At 67.0% G+C, this 21,068-nt stretch carries 17 protein-coding genes and 1 pseudogene; 10 read left to right on the top strand and 8 right to left on the bottom strand.

Going from position 1 to position 21,068, the window contains the following annotated elements; translation table 11 throughout:
* The first annotated feature begins 100 nt into the window (after positions 1-100).
* Together ACFXJ5_RS03200 and ACFXJ5_RS03195 are read left to right on the top strand one after the other, a co-directional pair.
* Positions 101-835: a dienelactone hydrolase family protein gene (locus ACFXJ5_RS03200; RefSeq protein WP_384626022.1), complete on the top strand. Its 735-nt coding sequence runs from the start codon at positions 101-103 to the stop codon at positions 833-835.
* A 208-nt stretch (positions 836-1,043) separates the two neighbouring features.
* Positions 1,044-1,361: a hypothetical protein gene (locus tag ACFXJ5_RS03195; RefSeq protein WP_384626019.1), complete on the top strand. Its 318-nt coding sequence runs from the start codon at positions 1,044-1,046 to the stop codon at positions 1,359-1,361.
* Between the two features lie 269 nt (positions 1,362-1,630).
* On the opposite strand, the gene ACFXJ5_RS03190 is transcribed toward ACFXJ5_RS03195, so the two are convergent.
* Positions 1,631-2,248 carry a MarR family winged helix-turn-helix transcriptional regulator gene (locus tag ACFXJ5_RS03190; RefSeq protein WP_384626016.1) on the bottom strand — a complete coding sequence of 206 codons (618 nt, stop codon included), beginning with the start codon at positions 2,246-2,248 and terminating at the stop codon, positions 1,631-1,633.
* 89 nt (positions 2,249-2,337) lie between these two features.
* Between ACFXJ5_RS03190 and ACFXJ5_RS03185 the strand changes: the two genes are divergently transcribed.
* A complete protein-coding gene (locus tag ACFXJ5_RS03185) occupies positions 2,338-3,087 on the top strand; it encodes an SDR family oxidoreductase (RefSeq protein WP_384626013.1) in 750 nt (249 codons plus the stop codon).
* An 81-nt stretch (positions 3,088-3,168) separates the two neighbouring features.
* Positions 3,169-4,080, top strand: a complete 912-nt coding sequence (locus ACFXJ5_RS03180) for an NADP-dependent oxidoreductase (RefSeq protein WP_384626011.1) — start codon at positions 3,169-3,171, stop codon at positions 4,078-4,080.
* Positions 4,081-4,481: 401 nt separating this feature from the next.
* On the opposite strand, the gene ACFXJ5_RS03175 is transcribed toward ACFXJ5_RS03180, so the two are convergent.
* A complete protein-coding gene (locus ACFXJ5_RS03175) occupies positions 4,482-5,123 on the bottom strand; it encodes an HAD family hydrolase (protein ID WP_384626008.1) in 642 nt (213 codons plus the stop codon).
* Positions 5,124-5,427: 304 nt separating this feature from the next.
* Between ACFXJ5_RS03175 and ACFXJ5_RS03170 the strand changes: the two are divergent.
* Positions 5,428-5,835 (top strand): annotated as a pseudogene (locus tag ACFXJ5_RS03170) (tyrosine-type recombinase/integrase); the annotation flags it as partial.
* 324 nt (positions 5,836-6,159) lie between these two features.
* Here ACFXJ5_RS03170 and ACFXJ5_RS03165 read toward each other — a convergent pair.
* The gene (locus ACFXJ5_RS03165; RefSeq protein ID WP_384626002.1) at positions 6,160-6,624 is read right to left on the bottom strand and encodes a hypothetical protein; all 465 of its coding nucleotides are present in this window, start codon (positions 6,622-6,624) and stop codon (positions 6,160-6,162) included.
* Positions 6,625-6,796: 172 nt separating this feature from the next.
* Here ACFXJ5_RS03165 and ACFXJ5_RS03160 point away from each other — a divergent pair, with 172 nt between their 5' ends.
* Positions 6,797-9,799, top strand: a complete 3,003-nt coding sequence (locus ACFXJ5_RS03160) for a Tn3 family transposase (RefSeq protein WP_384625999.1) — start codon at positions 6,797-6,799, stop codon at positions 9,797-9,799.
* A 40-nt stretch (positions 9,800-9,839) separates the two neighbouring features.
* On the opposite strand, the gene ACFXJ5_RS03155 is transcribed toward ACFXJ5_RS03160, so the two are convergent.
* On the bottom strand, positions 9,840-10,007 hold the full coding sequence (locus ACFXJ5_RS03155) for a hypothetical protein (RefSeq protein WP_384625997.1): 168 nt from the start codon (positions 10,005-10,007) through the stop codon (positions 9,840-9,842).
* Positions 10,008-10,190: 183 nt separating this feature from the next.
* On the opposite strand from ACFXJ5_RS03155, the gene ACFXJ5_RS03150 reads away from it, so the two are divergent.
* Positions 10,191-13,298 carry an NACHT domain-containing protein gene (locus ACFXJ5_RS03150; protein WP_384625996.1) on the top strand — a complete coding sequence of 1,036 codons (3,108 nt, stop codon included), beginning with the start codon at positions 10,191-10,193 and terminating at the stop codon, positions 13,296-13,298.
* 124 nt (positions 13,299-13,422) lie between these two features.
* On the top strand, positions 13,423-14,001 hold the full coding sequence (locus ACFXJ5_RS03145; RefSeq protein WP_384625993.1) for a recombinase family protein: 579 nt from the start codon (positions 13,423-13,425) through the stop codon (positions 13,999-14,001).
* A 319-nt stretch (positions 14,002-14,320) separates the two neighbouring features.
* On the opposite strand, the gene ACFXJ5_RS03140 is transcribed toward ACFXJ5_RS03145, so the two are convergent.
* The 3 genes from ACFXJ5_RS03140 to ACFXJ5_RS41240 form a co-directional block, all read right to left on the bottom strand.
* The gene (locus ACFXJ5_RS03140) at positions 14,321-15,775 is read right to left on the bottom strand and encodes a serine/threonine-protein kinase (RefSeq protein ID WP_384625990.1); all 1,455 of its coding nucleotides are present in this window, start codon (positions 15,773-15,775) and stop codon (positions 14,321-14,323) included.
* 288 nt (positions 15,776-16,063) lie between these two features.
* A complete protein-coding gene (locus ACFXJ5_RS03135; RefSeq protein WP_384625987.1) occupies positions 16,064-16,753 on the bottom strand; it encodes a Tn3 family transposase in 690 nt (229 codons plus the stop codon).
* Entirely contained in the window at positions 16,753-17,754 is a 1,002-nt protein-coding gene (locus tag ACFXJ5_RS41240) for a DUF4158 domain-containing protein (protein WP_459253978.1), read from the bottom strand. Before ACFXJ5_RS41240 ends, ACFXJ5_RS03135 begins: the two co-directional genes overlap by 1 nt.
* 323 nt (positions 17,755-18,077) lie before the next feature.
* On the opposite strand from ACFXJ5_RS41240, the gene ACFXJ5_RS03120 reads away from it, so the two are divergent.
* Positions 18,078-18,614: an aminotransferase class IV gene (locus ACFXJ5_RS03120; protein WP_384625985.1), complete on the top strand. Its 537-nt coding sequence runs from the start codon at positions 18,078-18,080 to the stop codon at positions 18,612-18,614.
* 571 nt (positions 18,615-19,185) lie between these two features.
* A complete protein-coding gene (locus ACFXJ5_RS03115) occupies positions 19,186-19,722 on the top strand; it encodes an NUDIX hydrolase (protein WP_384625983.1) in 537 nt (178 codons plus the stop codon).
* Here the strand turns inward: ACFXJ5_RS03115 and ACFXJ5_RS03110 are convergent.
* Positions 19,719-21,041 carry a helix-turn-helix domain-containing protein gene (locus ACFXJ5_RS03110; protein WP_384625981.1) on the bottom strand — a complete coding sequence of 441 codons (1,323 nt, stop codon included), beginning with the start codon at positions 21,039-21,041 and terminating at the stop codon, positions 19,719-19,721. The genes ACFXJ5_RS03115 and ACFXJ5_RS03110 overlap by 4 nt on opposite strands.
* Positions 21,042-21,068 lie beyond the last annotated feature (27 nt).

Raw genomic sequence — 21,068 nt, 5'->3', positions numbered from 1 at the left:
CGTGAACACAGTTTCGACATGGGTGCTCCCCTCCGGGGTCACGGTCGGGCGATAGGTCGTCCGGGAGCGCCGTTCAAGCGCACTCCCGAAAGGCACGACCATGCATTTCACTTCCGAACAACGCCTCGACGACGGCGTCCTCGAACGCGAATTCACCCTCGGTGAGATCCCCGGCATCCTGTGGACACCCGCATCCGCATCCGCACCGGCGCCGCTGATCCTGCTCGGCCACCCTCCCCTCGGGCTGCGCACGATGTACCCCCGACTGGTGGCCCGGGCCCGGCACTCCGCGGCGGAGGGCTTCGCCACGGCCACCATCGAGCTCCCCGGAAGCGGCGACCGGCCCCGTTGGCCCGCCGCCGAGCAGGCCCGCGCTGACCTGCGCCGGGCGATGGAGGCCGGCGAGCCGGTCAGCGACCAGATCGTCGACGCCCTCATCCTCCCGTTGGTCGACAAGGCGGTCCCGGAATGGCAGGCCGCCCTGGACGCCCTCCTTTCGCTGCCCGAGATCGGCGGCCCGGTTGGGTACTCGGGAGGAGTGATCTCCATCGGCATCCGGCTGGCGGTGGTCGAGCCTCGCATCTCGGCCGCCGTTCTGTTCGCCGGGAGTTTCGTGCCTCGCGCCCTGTTCGAGGAGGCTCGGCAGGTCACCATTCCACTGCACGTCCTGCTGCAGTGGGACGACGAAGGGAACGACCGGCAGGCGGCCCTGGACCTGTTCGACGCCTTCAGCTCCAAGGAGAAGTCCCTGCACGCCAATCTCGGCGGGCACACCGGCGTCCCGCAGTTCGCGGGGGACGCCGCGGTCCAGTTCTTCACCCGACATCTGAAGTGAGGCCGGGCCGTCAGACCGGCAGCAGTCGGTAGCTGATGTCGGCCGGCATGCCGCTCATCGAGGACAGGTCCCGTCTTCCGCAGCTCTCTAACCGTGGGCCCCTGCTGAACTCTCTGCAGGGGCCCGTGCTGCCTGAAGTCATGACCTGTTCGATTTCTGCAGAGCTTCGAGTGCTGCCCAAACTCGTGTACAGGTGCTGTCGGTTCTCGTGAACAAAGCCATCAAGGCCATCGGCGACGAGAAGCTCGTCATCGACATGCTTGCAGGCTGCTACGTGGCGGGGGCGGTCAGCCGGGTGGTGGCGGTGAAGACGATGATCGCGGCTGTTGAGCCGGCTGCTGTGGCCAGTGTGTCTGCCGGGAGACGGGTGAAGTGCAGGCGGCTTCGGGCCAGGGGACGCCGCGGGGCGCTCGGGGCGTCCCGGGGATTACGGCCAGACCAGGCAGTACAGCTGGTGGCCGGACTCGTGGCAGCGCTGGGCGAAGTCCTGCCATTCGTGGAGCAAGTGGCCCTCCTGGGTCGCTGACCTGCGACTTTGTGTCGATCCTGCCGGGGACCTGCCAAAACTCCCTTCAGTAGTTGACGCTGGCCACCGGCGTTTTCGGCCCCCGTGTGCCCTGGATGTGCCCTGGTCCTGCTGGGCTCGATTCTGGCCCGGAGCGTGGCTCGGGCTGGTGCCTGTCGTCAGTGACTCTCCCCTGGTGATGCTCTCTTGATCTTGTGAGTGCGCCGGTCAGGCGATACCCAAGAGGTCGCCGAGCCGAACCCGACGACATTGCCGAACTGGTCGCATTCCTAGTCAGCGCCCGCGCCATCACCGGAGCCGCGCACAGCATCGCCGGCGGCACCATCTGCGTAGAGGTTGTCTGGTGGGGGGAGCGATCCGTGTGCGAGGAGGTTCGCGTACACGCATTCCAGTGCGGTGCTCAGTGGGTCTAGCAGTTCGCGCGGAATTCCACCGAAGAACAGCCGCTTGATCAGTTCGACATGACCGGGGGCGGCTCGTTCGAGGCTGACGCGGCCCTCGGCGGTCAGGCGGACTTCGGTGGCTCGCCGGTCGGAGTCGGCGGTCGCAAGTTCGACCAGTCCTCGGCTCGCCATCCGCTTTGCGTGGTGGGACAGCCGGCTTCTTTCCCAGCCGATCTGGGCGGCGAGGGCGGTGACGGTCAGGCTCGCGGATTCGCTTGCGCCGAGCGCGGTGAGCACGTCCCAGTCGGCGAGGGACATGCGGCTGTCGGCCTGTAGTTGTCGGTTCATCTCATAGACCAGCCGTAGCTGGACCTTGATGTAGGCCAGCCAAGCCCGTTGTTGCTCCTCGTCGAGCCAGCCTGTGAGGGGCTCGGGTGCGGGCCGCTTGCGGGGCATCACGTGCAGGCCTTCCTCGGTCCAGCCGTCATCGGCTCGTCTGCTCATTCTCACACCCTCGGCGTGGCGCCAGGAATATTGCGATCCACCTCAGGCTTATGCTTGACATGTCACGTAATCTACAACGGAGGACAACGATGAACCAGCTTGAAGGCAAGACGGCCCTCGTGACCGGCGGCACGTCCGGGATCGGGCTCGCGACGGCCCAGCGCTTCGCCGAGGAGGGCGCCCACGTGTTCGTCACCGGCCGCCGCCAAGCCGAGCTCGATCAGGCGATCACTTCGATCGGTCACGGCGCGGTCGGCGTCCGCGGCGACGTGTCCGACCTGACCGATCTCGATGAGATCTACGCGGAGATCGCTCAACGCGGTCGCGGCTTGGATGTGCTGTTCGCCAATGCCGGTGGTGGGTCGTTGGCGACGCTCGAAGAATTGGACGCCGCGCACTTCGACCAGACCTTCGCCATCAATGTCCGGGGCACGGTGTTCACCGTGCAAAAGGCTCTACCGCTGCTGAACGAGGGCGCCTCGGTCGTCTTGTCCGGCTCGACTGCCGCCACCAGCGGCACTCCCGCTTTCGGCGTCTACGCCGCGACCAAGGCCGCTATCCGATCGTTCGGACGGACGTGGGCGGTGGAGCTGGCCGGCCGAGGCGTTCGGGTCAACGTGATCGTGCCCGGCCCAACCGAGACCGCCGGCTTGCGCGGCCTGGCCGGCGACGCAGCCCAGGCCGACGGACTCATGGCTCAACTGGGTAGCGGAGTGCCGTTGGGGCGAGTCGCCCGCCCCGACGAGATCGCCAACGCCGTGCTGTTTCTGGCCTCCGACCAGAGCAGCTTCGTCACCGGCAGCGAACTCTTCGCCGACGGCGGCGAAGAACAGCAGTAGTCGTCGCGGGAGCGGGCACCCGTGCTCGCTCCGCACCACTCCTACGCAGTTCTGACAACGACCTTCCAGAAGGAGGACCTCATGTCAAAGGCAGTCCTGCTCACCGATTTCGGACCCCCGGAAGTACTCAAGCTCGGCGACATCAAGGTCGGCGACCCGAGCCCGACCCAAATCCGCCTGGCCGTTCGCTTCGCCGGTGTCGGGCCCACGGATCTGGCCATCAGGTCCGGGCACCTGCGCAATGTCTTCCCCGCGTCTGTGGGCGCGGTGCTCGGCTTCGAGGCCGCAGGGGTGGTCGATGCCGTTGGAAGCGCGGTCACCGATGTCTCGGCCGGTGACGAGGTCGCGGTCTTCCTGCCCGGGCTCGGTGGCTACGCCGAACTCGTGCTGGCCGACTACTGGGTGCGCAAGCCGCCATCGGTCGACTGGGACGCCGCGGCGGCATTGCCGGCTTCTGGTGAAGCCGCGGTGCGTGTGCTGAATCTGCTGCGCGTAGCACCGGGAGAGACCCTGCTGATGCTTGGCGGCACAGGTTCAGTTGGCACCATCGCCACCCAGCTCGCCGTCGCGCGCGGCGTCCGAGTTGTCGCTGCGGTCCGACCCGATGACTTCGCCGTCGCCGAGAACCTCGGTGCGATCCCAGTCGCATACGGCGAGCACCTGGCCGACGCAGTGCGCTCGGCCGTCGGACGAGTCGACGCGGTGATGGACGCAGCGCGCGCCAGCGACCTGGAAACAGCCGCTGAACTTGCCGGCGGTCCCCAACGCGTCATCACGCTCACCAATCCGAGTGCCGAGCAGCTCGGCGCCACTCTCTCCGGACCGATCCCGGCTGAGATCCCGGCGGCGCTGACCGAAGCGATGCAACAACTGGCCGACGGCAATCTGATACTGCGCGACCGAACCGTCAGGCCGCTCGCGGACGCCGCAGAGGTTCACGCGCAGCTGCAGGCCGGGACCCTTCGCAGCAAAGCCCTGCTCGCGGTCCCGTGACCGCTGGCCCCCTCGTCGCTGCCATCGCTACACGGTTGGCGACCGGCCTCCACTGCGCCCGCGCCAAGGTCGACGCGGGCGCAGTCTCAAAGCCGATTCATTTCGACACGTCCGTGCCCAAGAGGGTTGAGAATGGTCTTCCACTGGTCCTCAGACCAGTCGGGCGAAGCCGCGAGTTGTTCGGCGGCCCAGGCGTCTTTCTCTGCTTCAACACCGTGTCAGCCGAGTTGGGCCCTGGGCCGCCTTCATCGCCGCACCGCTCGCGTGCAGAAACCGGAGACAGGAGAGAACATCCCATGGCACACACTGCTCACCACGCCGTTGTGATCATTCCCCGGGCGCTTCCGCCGATGCCGTTCTCATCGGCTGCGACGCAGCGGCTGTCACGCCCCGCGAAGTCTTCAGGTTGCATTAAGGATGATGTCCTTCAATTCAATCAGAGTCTCGATTCGATGGCTAGCCTGCGAAAAGTCATGGGCTTTTGTAAAGTCGTTATAGACAATGACACAGTCAATACCGGCCGCCACGGCTGAGTTCAGCCCTCTGGACGAATCCTCTACAACCAGCGTCTCTTCTTTGGTGGCTCCGAGGCGCTTTAAGCCGGTCAGGTACGGTTCCGGGTGCGGCTTGGCGAGCTTGTAGTCTTCGCGAACAAGGACGAAATCCATGAATTGTCTAACCTGGCGCTTTTCATGGATAATTTCAAAATCCACACGTTTTGCAGTCGTCACGATGGCCATGCGGACGTATTTTGACAGTTCAGCAAGAGTTTCAACGACGCCTTCAATCTCAATGGATTCTGTTCTAAGATATTCCTGATAATAATCATTGCGAACCTCACGCTGCCTGCTGATGGTCTGTTCATCAATGCCTGCCGCCCTGGCTTGGGCCCAAGTGCCCAATCCATGGTTCATGTCCCGGAGGTATTGATCCTTGTCCAAAGTCAAACCAATGTCCGCCAGGGCGCGTTCTCCAGCTTTGTAATACCAGAATTCGGTATCCACCAGAACGCCATCATGATCGAAGAGTATGTACCTTTTCACTGAGCCCCTTCCAATCTGGTCGCTATGCCTGCCTCGTACTGCTCGGGTCGACCACCAACTGGCCCACGCAGCGGCTGCCAGACAGCGTCTGACCATGAGCATCCCAAGTCGGCGGTCTCAGCTGGTTGGGTGCGCCTATCCCTCGAGCCAGGTCATGAAGCGCGTGTGCACTTCGCCGCACCGGCCGTTGCCGGAGGCTTGGGCGCTGTTTGGGCTGAAGGTAGAGCCATACGGTCCGGAGGTGAGCGCGCAAGCTTCCCGGACGGGCTGCAGAGCGCAGTCCATGCCGATGTCGCCCGGCGTTGCCAAGGAGCTGAAGGCTCACATGGTCAAGTTCTCGCCTGCGGCGATCACCGTGCCCTGGGGCACGCCGGACGGCGAACCGCGCACGTACCGCATCCTGTTCACGGACGCGAAAGGCAAGGCGTACAACCGCAGCGTCTTCAACCAGGGTGACTGGAAACGAGCGCTCGTCGCGGCCGGGGTGATCCCGCCCCGCACCTGCGGCTCGCAGTACTTCGCAGCCGCACCCGACGACGGGATGCACGCACTCCGGCACGCGTACGCCTCCGTGCTGCTGGACGCAGGGGAGACGGTCAAGGCGCTCGCCGAATACCTCGGGCACTCCGACCCCGGCTTCACGCTGCGGACGTACACCCACCTCATGCCGGCATGCGCCGCCCGGACCCGGCGGGCCATCGACGAAGCCTGAAGGGGCTCTCCCGGACGGCCGATTGAGCGGCCTCTAAACGATCAACTCAAGACGCAAACCCGCAGGTCACGGCCACACCAGGCAATAAAGCTGGTGTCCGCTCTCGTGACACCTCTGCGCGAAATCCTGCCATTCGTGGAGCAAGTGGACCCCCTGGGCCGTTGACCTGCTGCTTTGTTTTGATCTGGTCGGTGACCAGCCAAAACTACCTTCAGTAGTTGACGCTGGTCACCGGCGTTTTCGGCCCTCGTGTGCCCTGGATGTGCCCTGGATCCTGCTGGGCTCGATTCTGGCCCGGAGCGTGGCTCGGGCTGGGGCCTGTCGTCAGTGACTCTCCCCTGGTGATGCTTTCTGCACGTCGAACTGAGCAAGTTGATCTCGCAGCCGGTCGGCTTCGGCCTCCGCCTGTTGGAGGCGACGCTGCAGGCTGGCGCGCGACGGCGATTTCGGCTCCGGCTTCCGCGCGACAAGCCAGCCGATGCGTTGGTAGGCAACGATGAACCGGGCCTGGGGACAGGTGTAGCACAGACGCTCGGGATCCGGACTGGGCCAGCCTTGCGCGAGCATTCGCCTTGTGTGCTCGCGCTCGCGCTCATCCCGCCAGTCCGGGTGTGATGCCCAGAATTCCTCGAACTCCTTGATCATCTCCTGCTGTCTCTTGGCGCAGGCCCGGCGGGGGCCGTCTGAGGGTTTCCAGTCAAGATCTGGGGCGACGGCGTCGGTGACGTGCCCACAGGAAAGCGTCACTGTCCAGAACGCAGAGGTATGCGGCTCGTCATGGCGGATCACGGCCCATGTCTGCGGGTCCACCCAGGCGGGTGGCTCGGCAGGATCCGCGGGGAAAGTCATTTCCCTGCGGGTTGGGGTGCCGTTAACGAACGTGTCACCAGCCGCCACAAGCACCCCGAATCTTGAGCATTCCGGCTTCTCGTCCTGGTCATGTCCGGAATGATGCGTGGGCATGAGTCGTGAGCCGGTGGGCATGGACGAGTTGGTCGAGCACTGGACGGTGCTCGACGATGAGCGGGACCTGGTGCTGGACAAGCGCGGCGGTCCGCAACGGCTCGGGTTCGCGTTGTTGTTGAAGTTCTACACACGCTACGGCCGGTTCCCGCGAGGCCGGGCGGAGTTCGCGGACGAGGCGGTGGAGTTCGTCGCCCGTCAGATCAAGGTGTCCGGTGCGGAGTTCAGCCTGTACGAATGGACGGGCCGCACGGTAGAGCGGCACCGCGGCCAGATACGTGCTCACCTGGGGTTTCGTGAGTGCTCGGTAGCGGACGCGGACAAGGCGACGGTGTGGCTTGCCGCGAACGTCGCGCACGCGGAACGCAACTCGGACCGGGTCCGCGATGAACTGTTGAAGGGGTTGCGGGAGGAGTCCATCGAGCCGCCCGCCCCGGACCGGGTGGCGCGGATGGTGCGCTCGGCGCTGCACAACGCGGAGGAGGCCTGGTTCCGCACAGTGTGGGACCGCGTCCCGCAGCCGGTCCGGGGCCGCGTGCTGGCGCTGGCCGGGGATGGCCTGGATGGGGCTGAACCGGTCGCGGCACCCGAGGACGAGGAGAGCGGGGACGACGAGTCGGTGCTGGCGCTGGTCAAGTCGATGCCGGGGAACGTGAGCCTGGAGTCGATGCTGCGGGAGATCCGCAAGCTGCAGGCGATCCGCGCAGTGGGCCTGCCCGCCGGGGTGTTCGCGGACACTGCGCCGAAGGTGCTGGCCACCTGGCGGCAGCAGGCGGTGGTGGAGTCGCCGTCCCACCTGCGTCGGCGGGCACCGCAGGCGCGGTTGACGCTGCTGGCCGCGCTGCTGGTGGAGCTGGAGCGGGAGGTCACCGACACGCTGGTGGACCTGCTGATCGCCACCGTGCACCGGATCGGCGCGCGGGCGGAGAAGAAGGTCACCGACCAGCTGATCAACGCGTTCAAGAAGGTCACCGGCAAGGAGAACATCCTCTTCCAGATCGCCGAGGCGTCCATCGCCCGCCCGGACGAGGAGGTCCGCCAAGTCGTCTTCCCCGCGGTCCGCGGCGGCGAGCAGACCCTTCGCGAACTGGTCCACGAGTTCAAGACGAAGGGGCCGGTGTACCGCAGGACGGTGCAGACCACACTGCGGGCCTCGTACACCAACCACTACCGGCGCGGGATGATCGAGCTGCTGGACGTGCTGGGGTTCCGCTCGAACAACGTGGCCCACCAGCCCGTCATCGACGCACTCGCGCTGATCAAGCGGCATGCGAAGGCGGGGAACACCACCTACTACCCGCTCGCAGAGCAGGTCCCCGAGCACCGGGGCTCGTCCGGGCAGTGGGCGGACCTGATCTTCAAGGAGGACACCCGGGGGCGGCGGCGGGTGGTGCGGATGGTGTTCGAGGTCGCGACCTTCCAGGTGCTGCGCGAGCAGCTGCGCTGCAAGGAGGTCTGGGTGGTCGGCTCGGGGCGCTGGCGCAACCCGGACGAGGATCTGCCGAAGGATTTCGCGGCCCGCCGCACCGAGCACTACGGCGAGCTGCGCAAGCCGCTGAACCCGCGGGATTTCGTGGACCAGCTGCGCGAGGAGATGACCGCGGAGCTCACGGCGCTCAACAACAGCATCGGCGAGTTGGACTGGGTGGAGATCAAGGAGCGCAAGGCGGGCGCGATCCGCTTCACCGCCCCCGAGGTCCAGGAAGAGCCGAAGAACCTGCGGAAGGTCAAGGCCGAGGTGGGCAGGCGCTGGCAGGCGGTCCCGCTGATCGACATCCTCAAGGAGTCGATCCTGCGGACGGGCTGCCTGCGCAACGTCGCCGCCCTGTCCGGGGGCGGGACGCTGAACGCGGAGGTGCTGGCCGAGCGCCTCATGCTGGCGATCTACGCCTACGGCACGAACACCGGGATCCGTCAGGTCATCGGCGCGGGCAGCGCCCACAGCGAGGAGGAGGTGCGCTACGCGCGCCGCCGCTACCTCACGCTGGAGGCGGCCCAGCTGATCGCCAACGAGATCGCCAACGCGACGTTCGCCGCGCGCGCGGTGGGCCTGTGGGGCCAGGGCTCCACTGCGGTGGCCTCGGACTCGACGCACTTCCGCAGCTGGGACCAGAACCTGTTCACCGAGTGGCACTCGCGCTACAGCGGGAGGGGGATCTTGGTGTACTGGCACGTGGACCGGGGTTCGGTGGTGGTGCACTGCCAGACGCTCAAGGCCTCCGCCTCCGAGGTGGCGGCGATGGTGGAGGGCGCGATCCGGCACGGCACCACGATGAGCCTGGAGGGCAACTACACCGACTCGCACGGCCAGTCGGAGATCGGGTTCGGCGTGACCAGGTTGCTGAACATCGAACTGCTGCCGCGGATCAAGCAGATCAACCACGTGCGCCTGTACCGGCCGGCGGCCGGGGAGGCGGGCGCCTACCCGAACCTGCACGCCGCCATGACCCGGCCGATCCGCTGGGAGGTGATCGAGAACAACTACGACCAGGCCATCAAGTACGCCGCCGCGATCCGCACCGGCACCGCCTCCACCGAGGCAATCCTGTCCCGCTTCACCCGCGCCGCCTCCCACCCCGCCTACCAGGCCATGCTGGAGATCGGCCGCGCCCAGCGCACCCGCTTCGTCGCCCGCTACCTGCGCGACCGCGACCTGCAGCGCGAGATCGAGGAGGGCCTGAACGTGGTGGAGGCCTGGAACCGCGCCAACGCGGTGATCTACTACGGCAAGGGCGGCGAGATCTCCACGAACAACCGCGAGGAGGTCGAGATGGCCGCCCTGTGCCTGCGGATCCTCCAGGCGTCCCTGGTGTACGTCAACACCCTGATGCTCCAGGACGTCCTCGCTGAATCTCAGTGGTCCGCCCTGCTCGGCACGGCCGACCGGCGCGGCCTTACCCCGCTGTTCTGGTCCCATGTCCGCCCCTACGGCGAGGTGCGCCTCGACCTGGGCACCCGGCTGGACATCGGCACCCGCGCACCGGCCGGGGAAGTCCGGTGACGCGGACACGGCCGGCGCCGCGAGGGCCGCTGGCGGTCCGTCACCTGCGGCCACGCACGGCGAGAATCACCTCGGCCACGGCCCTCAGGACCGTGGCGCGGTCCCGCGAGGCGGTGTCTTTCAGCGCGACAACGACGATCAGCACGGCCGCGGTGGCCGCGACCAGCATGCCGGCCACGGGCACCAGGGCCCAGGCGGTGACGTCCATGGCAGTCCCTCCCTCCGTGCCGCCGTCCGACGAACGGCACGAGGGCCATCCCACAACAGCGGCCCAGAGCGGCGAAGACCTGCCGGACCGACCGGACGACACCGACAAAAGGGCAGGTCAAACGCGTATCCGGTCCGGCCCTGAGCGGATCCGCCGGATCCGGGGCGCCGGGGAAGGACTGCGGTGAGCAAGAAGACGAACCTCAGCGCGGGACGGCAGGCGCTGCGCAAGGCACTGCGGGACCTGGCGGAGACGGCGCTTCCGGGCAGAAACCGCACAGTGGCGATCGACGAGGCAAACCGCCGGCTGGCGCAGGCCGGGCTGGCAAAGCTCGGGCCCACCACGGTGGGCAGCTGGTTCGAAGCGGGCAGCCCGGCAAAAGACTTCCGATCCCTGTGGGCCCTGGTCCAGATACTGCTGGAGTGGTCCGGACAGCCGTCACCAGACACCCTCGAAGGCCCCGCTCGCGGCCAGGCAACAGCCCGATGGAAGAGCACCGAGGAACTATGGAAAGCGCACTGGGAGCACGCCCAAGACACCCGGCCACGCACCGATCCACCAGCCAACGCGCCACTGGTAACCGCGTACCTGGCCGCAGTACGTGACGCCGCCAGACAACACCCCTATCCAGGCGTCCCGGGCACCCCGAATCCGCCGGCCCTTGCCGATGTCTACGTGCGCCAGCAGGCTCATGCCCCGGCAGCGGACAACCAGGACAGCCCGAGCCCGAGCAACGCCACGGCGCGCGGGAACCAAGCCGCCCCCGCGGTGCCCGCCACCGAGGTCTTCGAAGAAGACCGGGCCATGTGCGTACTGCTGGGCGGCCCCGGCGGCGGCAAGTCCACGCTGCTGCGCGCTCACCTGGCCAACTCCGCCGACAGCTGGCTGGGCGGCACGACCGGCACGACGATCCCGGTCATGGTGAGCGCAGCCGCCCTGACCGGCACGGACCCGCTGCCCACGGCCCTGGCCAAAACCGTCACCGGCGACCTGCGGCAGGTCGGGCTGCTCGACGAGCTACCAGTCGACTTCTTCCGCCGCCCGCCACGCGCCGGGGTGTCCTGGCTGGTGCTGGTCGACGGCCTCGACGAGATCCCCAATGCCAATACCCGCAGCGCTGTTGTGACGATGCTCGCCTGCGCTGCCGCGGCCGGGGCGGGACTGTACCGGTTCGTCGTAGCGACCCGCCCCCTGCCCGCAACAGAACTCGGCGCACTGGGCCGGGACGTGCCGAGCTACGAACTACAGCCCTTCTCCCACGATGATCTGCACACCTACGCCACGCACTGGTTCCAAGTCTTGGACGACCCCGGCCGCCATGCCAAGACATTCATGACCGGGCTCAAGCGCTCCCGCTTGGATGTCCTGGCCCGCACCCCGCTGATGGCCTTCATGCTGTGCCAGCTCTACGCGGCCGATCCCGCCCGTCCCCTGCCCGACGGCCGTACCGGGGCCTACCAGTCGTTCGTCGAGCTGGTCTACGAACAGAACACCCACAAGCGCGTCGCGGCGACCCATGACGAGGTGATCCGCCGTCTGAAAGACCGCCACCAGGTGCCCAGTGACAACCAGGCCGCCGAACAGGCCGCCGAACAGGTACGCGACCGCCTACTGGAGCTGATCAACCACCTCGCCTACGAGAGGATCGGCCGCAACACCGCCCCCGCCGTCGAGATACTGGCCTCACACCTGCACGTCAACCGTCCCGAGAAGGTGAGAGAGCAGCTCTGGAATTCCTTCCTGAGCGACCTCCTGCGGCCCACCGGCCTGCTGGTCCAGCACGCGGACGACTTCGACTTCCTCCACCAAACCCACCTGGAGTACCACGCGGCGCGTCACGCCACCCGCAATGAACAGGCACGCGCTCAACTGCTCCGAGAGATGTTTAGTAGTGGGGAAACACATCCCCGTCACCACTGGCGGGACCTGATGCTGAACTCGTCCTACCTGGGCTTCCTCCTCGACGGACTCCTCGTCCCGAAAGACCGCAACGCTACCGAGACCGCCCGGCGCATTGAAGAACTCGCTACACACAAGAGACACGAGGCATGCGATTTCCTAGCGGCGCAGGTTCGCATGAGGACCAACCTGCCAGACACTACCGCCAGCCAACTGGTCCGCCTCGCCGAAGACACCACCTTGCATGGTCGAGACCGCATGGTGGCGGCTAGAGGCCTGGCCGAGGTGGGGGGGCACCGGGAGGCCGGGGCCACTCTGCTGGCCCGCCTCGCTAACCACGTCACCCTGGACAGCAGCGACCGGGTGTCGGCGGCTGGGTACCTGGCTGAGGTGGAGGGCCACGGGGAGGCCGGTGCCACTCTGCTGGCCCGCCTCGCCGAAGACACCACCTTGCATGTTCAAGCCCGGGTGTCGGCGGCTGGGTACCTGGCCCGGATGGAGGGGCACCGGGAGGGCGGCGCCGCTCTGCTGGCCCGTTTCGCCGAAGACACCAGACTGGATGGTTACACCAGAGGGATGGCAGCTCGGGATATGGCCCAGATGGCGGGGCAGGAGGAGGATGCTGCCGCTCTGCTGGCCCGCCTCGCCGAAGACACCACACTGAGCGGTCACGAGCGCTTGAGGTTAACCGATCTGAACTGGATGCACGGGTACCGGGAAATCCGCGCCGCTCTGCTGGCCCGCCTCGCCGAAGACACCACACTGAGCGGTCACGAGCACTTGCACGCGGCTCGGGAGCTGGCCCAGATGGCGGGGCAGGAGGAGGGTGCTGCCGCTCTGCTGGCCCGCCTCGCCGAAGACACGCATGGCCGGGCCTCGGTGGCCGGCATCAGGCACCTGTCCGCCGCGGTGTCGGCGGCTGGGTACCTGGCCCGGATGGAGGGGCAGCGGGAGGGCGGCGCCGCTCTGCTGGCCCGCCTCGCCGAAGACACTACACTGAGCGGTCCCGAGCGCTTGCGAGCGGCTCGGGAGCTGGCCCAGATGGAGGGGCAGGAGGAGGATGCTGCCGTTCTGCTGGCCCGCCTCGCCGGAGACACCACACTGAGCGGCCCCTGCCGTGTGCGAGCGGCTGGGTACCTGGCCCAGGTGGAGGGGCACCGGGAGGGCGGCGCCGCTCTGCTGGCCCGCCTCGCCGAAGACACCACACTGGACAACGGCAACCGTGCTTGGGCAGCTCGGGATATGGCCGTGATGGAGGGGCACCGGGAGGGCGGCGCCGCCCTGCTGGCCCGCCTCGCCGAAGACACCACACTGGACAACGGCAACCGTGCTTGGGCAGCCCAGGCACTGGCCAGGCTTGAAGGGGCCCTGCCTGAGGGTGGTGTTCGTTAGGGGATCCGCCAACGAACAGGCGCGATCTTGAGCGGCGGGGGACCGCGACCTGCGAGATCGCCGTCTCATTTAGGGTGTCCGGTGATCTGTACGGTCAGCGGGGGCTATCCGTACACTCGGGGCCGTGAACGATTCCATCGGCTACGCTCGCTGCAGTCTCGACGAGCAGGACCTCACCGCCCAGCGTGGCATCCTGCTCGGCCTCGGCGTTGCGGAGGACCGCATCTACCTCGACCACGGACTCACCGGCACCAACCGCGACCGGCCCGGGCTCGACCAGGCGCTGGCCGCCGTACGTGCTGGCGACACTCTCGTTGTCTCCAAGCTCGACCGCCTCGCCCGCTCCGTGCCCGACGCCCGCGACATCGGTGACTCCCTCACTGCTCGCGGCGTCAAGCTGTCGCTGGGCGGCACCCTCTACGACCCGGTCGACCCGATGGGCAAGATGTTCTTCAACATCCTGGCCACCTTCGCCGAGTTCGAGGTCGACCTGCTGCGGATGCGCACTCGCGAGGGCATGGCCGTCGCCAGGGCGAAGGGGAAGCTGAAGGGCAAGCAGCCCAAGCTGACGGCCCGCCAGCAGGCCCACCTCGTCAAGGAGCACGCCTCCGGCGAGCACACCATCGCCGACCTCGCCGAGCTGTTCAGCGTCAGCCGCGCGACGGTGTACCGAGTCCTCGAGCGCGCCCACGACAACGTTTGAGATCAGCGCAGAGCGCGCTCACCAGAACATGGTCATTTGGGGCTGGTGACACGTTCGTTAACGGCACCCGAAGGCAATCGATCACACCCAGTCGTGTGCGCAGACTGTCGAACCAGGGTGCCTCTGCGGAGTCCCTGGCGCCGGAGGCACGGAGCACGGCGCCGACCGCCATGACGGTGCGCTCATCGTCATCGGTCTTCCGCCCATGCTGGACGCTTGGAATCGACGGCGAGGGCGTTCTGATGAGCGGTCACCCGCAGGAGCGACGGGCTGGCCACCCGAGGCGCGTAGCCGACTGCAGTGCCCTCGCACGATCAGCTCACGTTCGAGATTCGGGTTCGCCGGCTCCAATGGCACGAGCCGTCCCGAGGAATAATAGCGCTGCCAACAAGACGCCCAAGATCTTCAGCGGCCAAAGTTCGACCACGTAGCTGGAGTCATGGAGGCCCACCTTGTCCGCCGCATACCGCTCTGCGTAAAGGCCCAGACCAAGGCATGCCACCGCCCCGAGCGCGCCCCACCCGGGGTGCACCAAGCCCACAAGGCCGACGGCCATCGATAGCACCACAAAGAAGAAGAGCGGCCACGCCCAGCCGGGTCCCGGCGCCGTGCCCAGCACCACCTCCTTGCCGCCGTAGGACGCACGCAGCAGCGGCAGCCTGGCGATGAAGATGGCAAGCATGGTGAATGCGGGGACCAGGCACACCCCCTGATGGATAGATGTCAGCAACCTCGCAGAAAGCGTGCGCTGTTCGTCGGTCGGGGGCTTGGGCGGTGGCTGCGTGACTCTGGACCGTGTCGGCGGCAGGGTGGTGGTTGAGCGGTCGGGCGGCTCTTCCAACGTGGGCGGGTGGCCGCCCACGCCGCCCGCGAGCATGGCCTCCACGCGGGCTCTGGCCTGGTGGGCGGACGGCCGTTTGCCGGGATCCTTCTCCAGCAGATCCTGAATCAGCCCCGCCATCGCTCCCGCGCGCACGGCGGGCGGCGCGGGGGCGTACTGGATCTGCTCCGCGAGCTCGAACTGGTCGCGGCCGTTGAATGGGCGCCGCCGCTCGGTCAACTCGTACAGGATGACGCCCAGCGCCCACATGTCGAACGCCGGTGTCGCGGGGCGGCCCCGGATCTGCTCAGGCGATGCATAGGGCAGGGTGCCCGCGAAGGCCGTCGTGGTCGGGTCGGTGCCGGGCGGGGCGACCGACCTCAGCCGGGCGATGCCGAAGTCGGCGATCACGGCCCGGTCCCGTCGCATCTGTCGCGCCTCGGCCAGCATCATCTGCCAGCTAGCCGAGTCAATGTGGATCTCGGGCCCGTCCTCCGGACCCGCCAGGCTGACCGAGGGCTGGTCCATGAGGATGTTCTCCGGCTTCAGGTCCCGGTGCACCACCCGGCGCGCATGCGCATGCGCCAACGCTTCTAGCAGATCCAGTGCCACCCTCGCGAGCCCGTAGGCGGTGAGCCCCTCGTGCTCGTTCATCCCGCTGCGCAGCGAGTCGCCCTCCACGTACGCCATCACGATCACCGGCGCGCCCTGATGCCGGAAGATGTCGTGCACCTTGACGATGTTGGGGTGGTCCAGCCTCGCGGCCAGCCGCGCCTCCGACATCAGCAGGTCGAAGGCGCCCTCCTCCCCGCGCCTGGGGAGGACCTCCTTCAACGCGACCCAGCGGTCGAGGGCTTGGTCCTGTGCCTTCCACACGCGGCCCATGCCGCCCTCCCCGAGCAGCTCGTAGATCCGGTAGCGACCGTCTATCGTCTCCCCCGCGTGGATCACCATGCCTGGCATTGTGGCGGCGTGGCCTATTGCCCTGCAACTAGCCCCTGCCGCCGAGCAGTCGAGTGGAGTTTCACCCCTCGGCTCTCAGTAGGGTCAGGGGCTAATTAGCGCGGTGGCTTCCGCTTTTTCATTCCCCGACCCTACTGAGTCGGTGCGCCACCACGAGCAGGAAGAGAAGCACCTACTCACAGCAGGTGTGCCCGAGCGACCCGTCGTTCTGTGCTCATTCGCCTGGATGCCATTTGGGCGTGCCGGGTCCTTGAGCCTGGCGGTCCCTCTGCGGACCTCTCACGCGGCGGCATGTTGTTCCTCCTCAGCTTCGAACTCGACGTCTAGGTACGGGTCGAATGCGTCGGGCCGCAGGGTCAGTTCCGTGGTGGCGTAGGTGCCGAACCGCATGATGTGGTCGGTCAGGTACGGGCTGATCGCGGCCAGGTCCTCCCCGGTGATCTGCCAGCCCTCCGCCTGGAGCTCACGGACCACGTTCATCAGGTCCAAGGTCGTATGGAAGATCACGCAGTTGGCGAGTAGAGACGTCAGCTTCACCGCTTTCTCCCGCTCCACCGGGTCGTTCTCGGCGATCACTCCGCCGTTGCAGAACGCCAGCCAGTCGGTGAAGTTGTTGAAGGACTCGACCTTGCTGGTGGCCGCCGTCACCCGGCGGCGTAGCGACGGGTCCGAGATGAACCGCAGCAGCTGTACGGTCGCGACCGCCCGGCCCACCTCGCGGAAGGCCCGGTAGATCTGGTTGCGGTGGGAGTCGCTGCCCAAGCGCCGCAGCAGCAGCGGCGAGGCCAGGGTGCCCTCCCGGATCGCGATCGAGACACGCATGAGGTCGCGCCGCCAGTGCGTCTCGATCAGCCGCCAGTCGATGACGTTGCGGCCGCCCTGGTCGAACAGGACGTCGATGTGCCGATAGCGGGCGCTCGCCGTGGGCCGGTAGAAGGTGCGGTCCTTCCAGTTCCGTATCCTCGGCATCAGCTCAAACCCATCAAATGGGCGAGACAGAAGACCGGGAACGACTGCCCTTGCGTATCGGCGTGGATCGTGTCGGCTTCATCTCGGAGGCGTTCTTCAGCAGCCCGTCGATGATGTACACGGCCTCCCACACGCCACAGGGCACGAATCTGGAGAAGAGTGCGATGTATTGATCCGATATGTGGTGGTACGCAATGCCGCCGAATCCTCCGTACCGGATCGAAGTCTCGGTGAGCAGGTTGTCGATGAAGGTGTCCATCTGCGTGCCGTCGGCCGCCACGCTCGTCCCGTCGCCCCACGCCTTGACCAGGTCCAGGCGCATGAACGCGTTGACCACGTCGGTGATCGCCTCGTTGATAGCTCGGCCGCTTCGCGGGCTTCTTCAGCCGGTTCAGCCCGCTCTTGCGATCCAGCCCGCCCACCTCCAGCAGAGCTTGCACGCGGGCCCGGTCCTCCAGCGTCATCCGGGACCGGACGGTGGCGAAGATGTCCTCGTTCACCTCCCGGCGGACCCGGGCGGCCATCTCGTCCAGGGTGCGGAACGCCGGCAGCTCACACGTCGCCCGGACCAGTTCCTCCAGCGCAACGTTGATCAGGTCCGGCGGGTTGTTCTTCACCAGCGCCGCCCGCCGGATCGCCTCCTCGGCGATCTGACGGGCCCGCTCCTGGTCGTAGGAGATGCCCTGCCGCATGCGCACCAGCTTGCGGTGCAGCTTGGCGGTGTTGATCGACTCGTAGTACGGCCCGGTTCCCTCCGGCAGCTCCAGGGCGCCGCAAACGTGCTCGACCACCGTCTCGGGAACCTTGGCGGCCTTCGGGAAGTAGCCCAGCTTCTGGTAGCACTTCAGCGCCAGGACCAAGGCGAGCAGATGCTCATCGGAACGGGTCCGCTCCCGCACCCAGGCCGCTTCCTCGGACTTGGGGGTGAAGAAGACATGCATCTCCCGCGCCGACATCAGCCGCTTGAAGCGCGGATACGCGGTCCATTCTATCGAGGTCACGCCGCCGGTCCCCGCCCCTTGGTACGAAAACGATCGCTTCCGCGCGGGACCGTACCAGGGTGATCACCCGCCGATACGGGCGCCCCGGAGAACCCCGCTCAAAACCGCGCTGCTATCCCTTTCGGCCGTATCTCGGCTGACCCTCAACTACGGACACTTCACCTCGATGCGCGTGGAGGACGGCGGGGTCCGTGGGCTGTCGTTGCACCTTGCGCGGCTAGTACGCGACTGCCGGGCGGTCTTCGATGCCGATCTCGACCCCGAGCGTGTTCGGGGGGTTCGCGCGCCGTGCAGTAGTGGCCGGGAGCTCGGGCGTTGTCCGGGTGACGGTCTTCGACCCAGCGTTGGAACTTGGGCACATCGTGGCGCTGGCCCATCCCCAGGTGCTGGTGACCACCCGGCCGGCCGCCCATCTGCCGCTCCCGCCGCTGCGAGTGCGCTCTGCCGTCTACACCCGGGACACGCCGGCCGTGAAGAGCATCGGTCTGTTCGGCTCGCTGCGGCACCGACGCGACGCGCAGCGTGCCGGGTTCGATGACGCGCTGTTCGTGGACGGGCAGTCGGTCATCTCCGAGGGCGGCACCTGGAACATCGGCTTCATCAGGGGTGATCAGGTGGTCTGGCCGGATGCCGAGTACCTGGTCGGCACCACCATGGAGCTGCTTCAGCAAGTCCATGACTACACCTCTACTTCGGTGAAACTGGCCGATGTCGCTGACTTCGACGCGGCCTTCGCCACCAACGCCGCCATCGGAGTGCGGGCCATCAGCGGCATCGATGACCGCGCCCTTCCGGAGACCCATCCGGTGATCGAACTTCTGTGGAAGCAGTACACCGAATTGCTCGGCGACCTGCTCTAGTTGCTCATGGGCACGGAGTCGGAAGGCCAGGGGCTGATGGCTGAAGTGGCGGACGACCGGTGGCAACGGTAGAGAGGCGGACCGGTATTGAAGTACGGGCCACTGCGGCAGGCGAAGCGGATGAGTATCGAGGCAATTGCCGCTCACCTGGGGCGTGAGCGACCACATTGTCTCCTAGTGGGAGGCCCGAGGTGAAGCGATCCATCCCCGCCCGGTCAACCAGGCCGCCTTCTAGCGAGGGTCGGGAGCTGGCAATCCCAGTCGACGTGTCCCGACCGCGCGGTCGTCACCTACTAAGTCGCGAGGGCTGCGTTCGATAGGGCTTCGCCGGGTAGCCGCCGCGAACGCGCACGTGCTGGGTGGCGCGTGCCTTAAGCGGCAAGGGTTGCAATGCGTTCGCCTCGTGCCTCGGTGCCTTATCCCTGCGGACTTCCTGGGGGCGCTCGACGCCGCCTTGGGAGTGGATGCCCTGGTTGGTGAGATCCGCAGCGGTTACTCGCGCTGCAGCGCTGCCTAACGAGAGCTGTGGGCTGGCATGCTGGACTCCTCGCTTTTGAGAGGGGCTGGACGTATGCAGTGGGAGATCCACGGTGAGCGGCAGATCTACAGCAACCCTTGGGTCAACCTCTGGCTGGTAGATGTCCAGCAGCCCGACGGGCGGCGCTGGGAGCACCACGTGGTGCGGATGCGACATCTGGCCGTGACCGCAGTGGTGGATGACCAGAAGCGCGTGCTGATGATGTGGCGGCACCGGTTCATCACGGACACGTGGGCGTGGGAGTTGCCCATGGGCCTGATCGAGGCGGATGAGACGCCGGAGCAGGCGGCCTTGCGTGAGGTCGAGGAGGAGACGGGCTGGCGGGTCGAGGGGGCCAAGCCGTTGATCTATGGGCAGCCGGCCAACGGCATCACCGACTCCGAGCATTACGTCTATCGGGCTGACGCGGCCTCGTACGTGGGTCCGCCGACGGAGAAGAACGAGTCGGACCGGATCGAGTGGATCCCGCTCAAGGACATCCGAGGGATGATCGACCGCCGGGAGGTTGTCAGCAGCGGCTCCCTCATCGGGCTGCTCTATCTGCTGCTGGACGAGGCCACGGCCGGTTAGGAGAGGGCTTCGCGCATCTTGGCCTCGAAGGCGATCACCGAGGTCTCGCGGGCGTATGGCTGAAGCCGGGCGTGGAACTCGCGGACGTGACCTGTTACGCGGGGTGATTCGACGCTGGTCGCCAGCTCCAGGGCGAGACCGGCGGTGTCGCAGGCTTGGTCCAGGGCGCCCTGCTGGAGCTGGGTGGCGGCGAGCCAGAAGGCGTGGAAGGCTCGGCCGCGCTGCTGGGTAGCGTTCTCGCGGCGGAAGCCCTCGGCAATGAGTGGTTCTGCCTTGTGTGGTTCGCCGAGTTGGGCGAGGGCGATGCCTGTGTCGACGACAAGCTTGGTTTCGTCGAAGTAGCGCACCCATTGAGGCGCCGGGCCTTCGCCAGCTGCCCGTTCGAAGTTCTGGTGGGCTTTGTCGATGGCCTTGTAGCAAGCGGCGGCGTCGCGGAGCGACGCGAGGGCGAAGGCCTCGCGCATGTGCAGCATGGACATCACGAGCGCGGACGGGGCCGTGTCACGGGCGGTGTCCTGGGCGGCGCAGGCAAGGGCAGCGGCTTCGCCGGCGCCACCCTCGTAAGTGGCCAGCAGGCTCATGCAGGACAGGACGTTGGCGATGAACTGCCGGTCGCCGATGCCTTTCGCGAGGAGGAGCGACTGGGAGAAGTACGACCGAGCTGTGCTGTACCGGCGGGCGTCGAAGTAGGCCCACCCCGCGAGCCGTGCCAACTCGGCGGCCAGGGACTGCAGGCCGCGTTTGAGGTCGCCGGCGGTCGTGCTGATGATGAGCCGTTGGACATGGCGCAGCTGGCCGACTACGGCCGGGCGGAGGGCTGCTCCGCCGTGCTGGTCGTCGCGACGCCAGTAGTCCTCGATGGACGACTGGATCGCGGTCAGCATGGGGCGCGTGACGCGGTCTTCGTTGACGAGCGACAGGATGTCGTCGAGGCCCTTCATGCCGCCTCGGTCGCCTTCCTCCTCTTGCTCTGTTCGTACGACCGGGGAGGGCTCAGGCTCAGGCTCGGTGACCATAGCTCGGGATGGGATTTCCCAGGGGCGGTGAGCGAGTCCAAGCATTGCGCCCGGGATACGTAGTCCATCGGCAACGCGTTCGATGACGTCGATGCGGGCCAGCTTGCGCTGGCCGCTCATGATCTCGCCGACCCGGCTTGGTGTCATCCCGCACAGAGCTGCGATGCGCGAGGGATAGATCCCTGCTCGCCGCCGTACGAGCTGGAAGATCGCGGAGAAGTCCCGGATCCGGCAGGCGTGCACCATCTCTGGATCGCGCAGGAGCACAGTGGGCAGCTCGCACGGCCGTTCCGGGGCGGGCATCGTCGGATCCCTTCCCTCCGAGGGTTT

It is taken from the genome of Streptomyces sp. NPDC059373 (assembly GCF_042751495.1).
GTDB lineage: Bacteria > Actinomycetota > Actinomycetes > Streptomycetales > Streptomycetaceae > Actinacidiphila.
This window is presented reverse-complemented; position numbering and strand designations above follow the sequence as displayed.

Bases quoted from the DNA above. Each gene is read 5' to 3' on its own strand.
- ACFXJ5_RS03200 (WP_384626022.1), top strand. From the start codon at position 101: ATGCATTTCACTTCCGAACAACGCCTCGACGACGGCGTCCTCGAACGC.
- ACFXJ5_RS03190 (WP_384626016.1), bottom strand. From the start codon at position 2,248: ATGAGCAGACGAGCCGATGACGGCTGGACCGAGGAAGGCCTGCACGTG.
- ACFXJ5_RS03185 (WP_384626013.1), top strand. From the start codon at position 2,338: ATGAACCAGCTTGAAGGCAAGACGGCCCTCGTGACCGGCGGCACGTCC.
- ACFXJ5_RS03180 (WP_384626011.1), top strand. From the start codon at position 3,169: ATGTCAAAGGCAGTCCTGCTCACCGATTTCGGACCCCCGGAAGTACTC.
- ACFXJ5_RS03160 (WP_384625999.1), top strand. From the start codon at position 6,797: ATGAGTCGTGAGCCGGTGGGCATGGACGAGTTGGTCGAGCACTGGACG.
- ACFXJ5_RS03155 (WP_384625997.1), bottom strand. From the start codon at position 10,007: ATGGACGTCACCGCCTGGGCCCTGGTGCCCGTGGCCGGCATGCTGGTC.
- ACFXJ5_RS03140 (WP_384625990.1), bottom strand. From the start codon at position 15,775: ATGGTGATCCACGCGGGGGAGACGATAGACGGTCGCTACCGGATCTAC.
- ACFXJ5_RS03135 (WP_384625987.1), bottom strand. From the start codon at position 16,753: ATGCCGAGGATACGGAACTGGAAGGACCGCACCTTCTACCGGCCCACG.
- ACFXJ5_RS03115 (WP_384625983.1), top strand. From the start codon at position 19,186: ATGCAGTGGGAGATCCACGGTGAGCGGCAGATCTACAGCAACCCTTGG.
- ACFXJ5_RS03110 (WP_384625981.1), bottom strand. From the start codon at position 21,041: ATGCCCGCCCCGGAACGGCCGTGCGAGCTGCCCACTGTGCTCCTGCGC.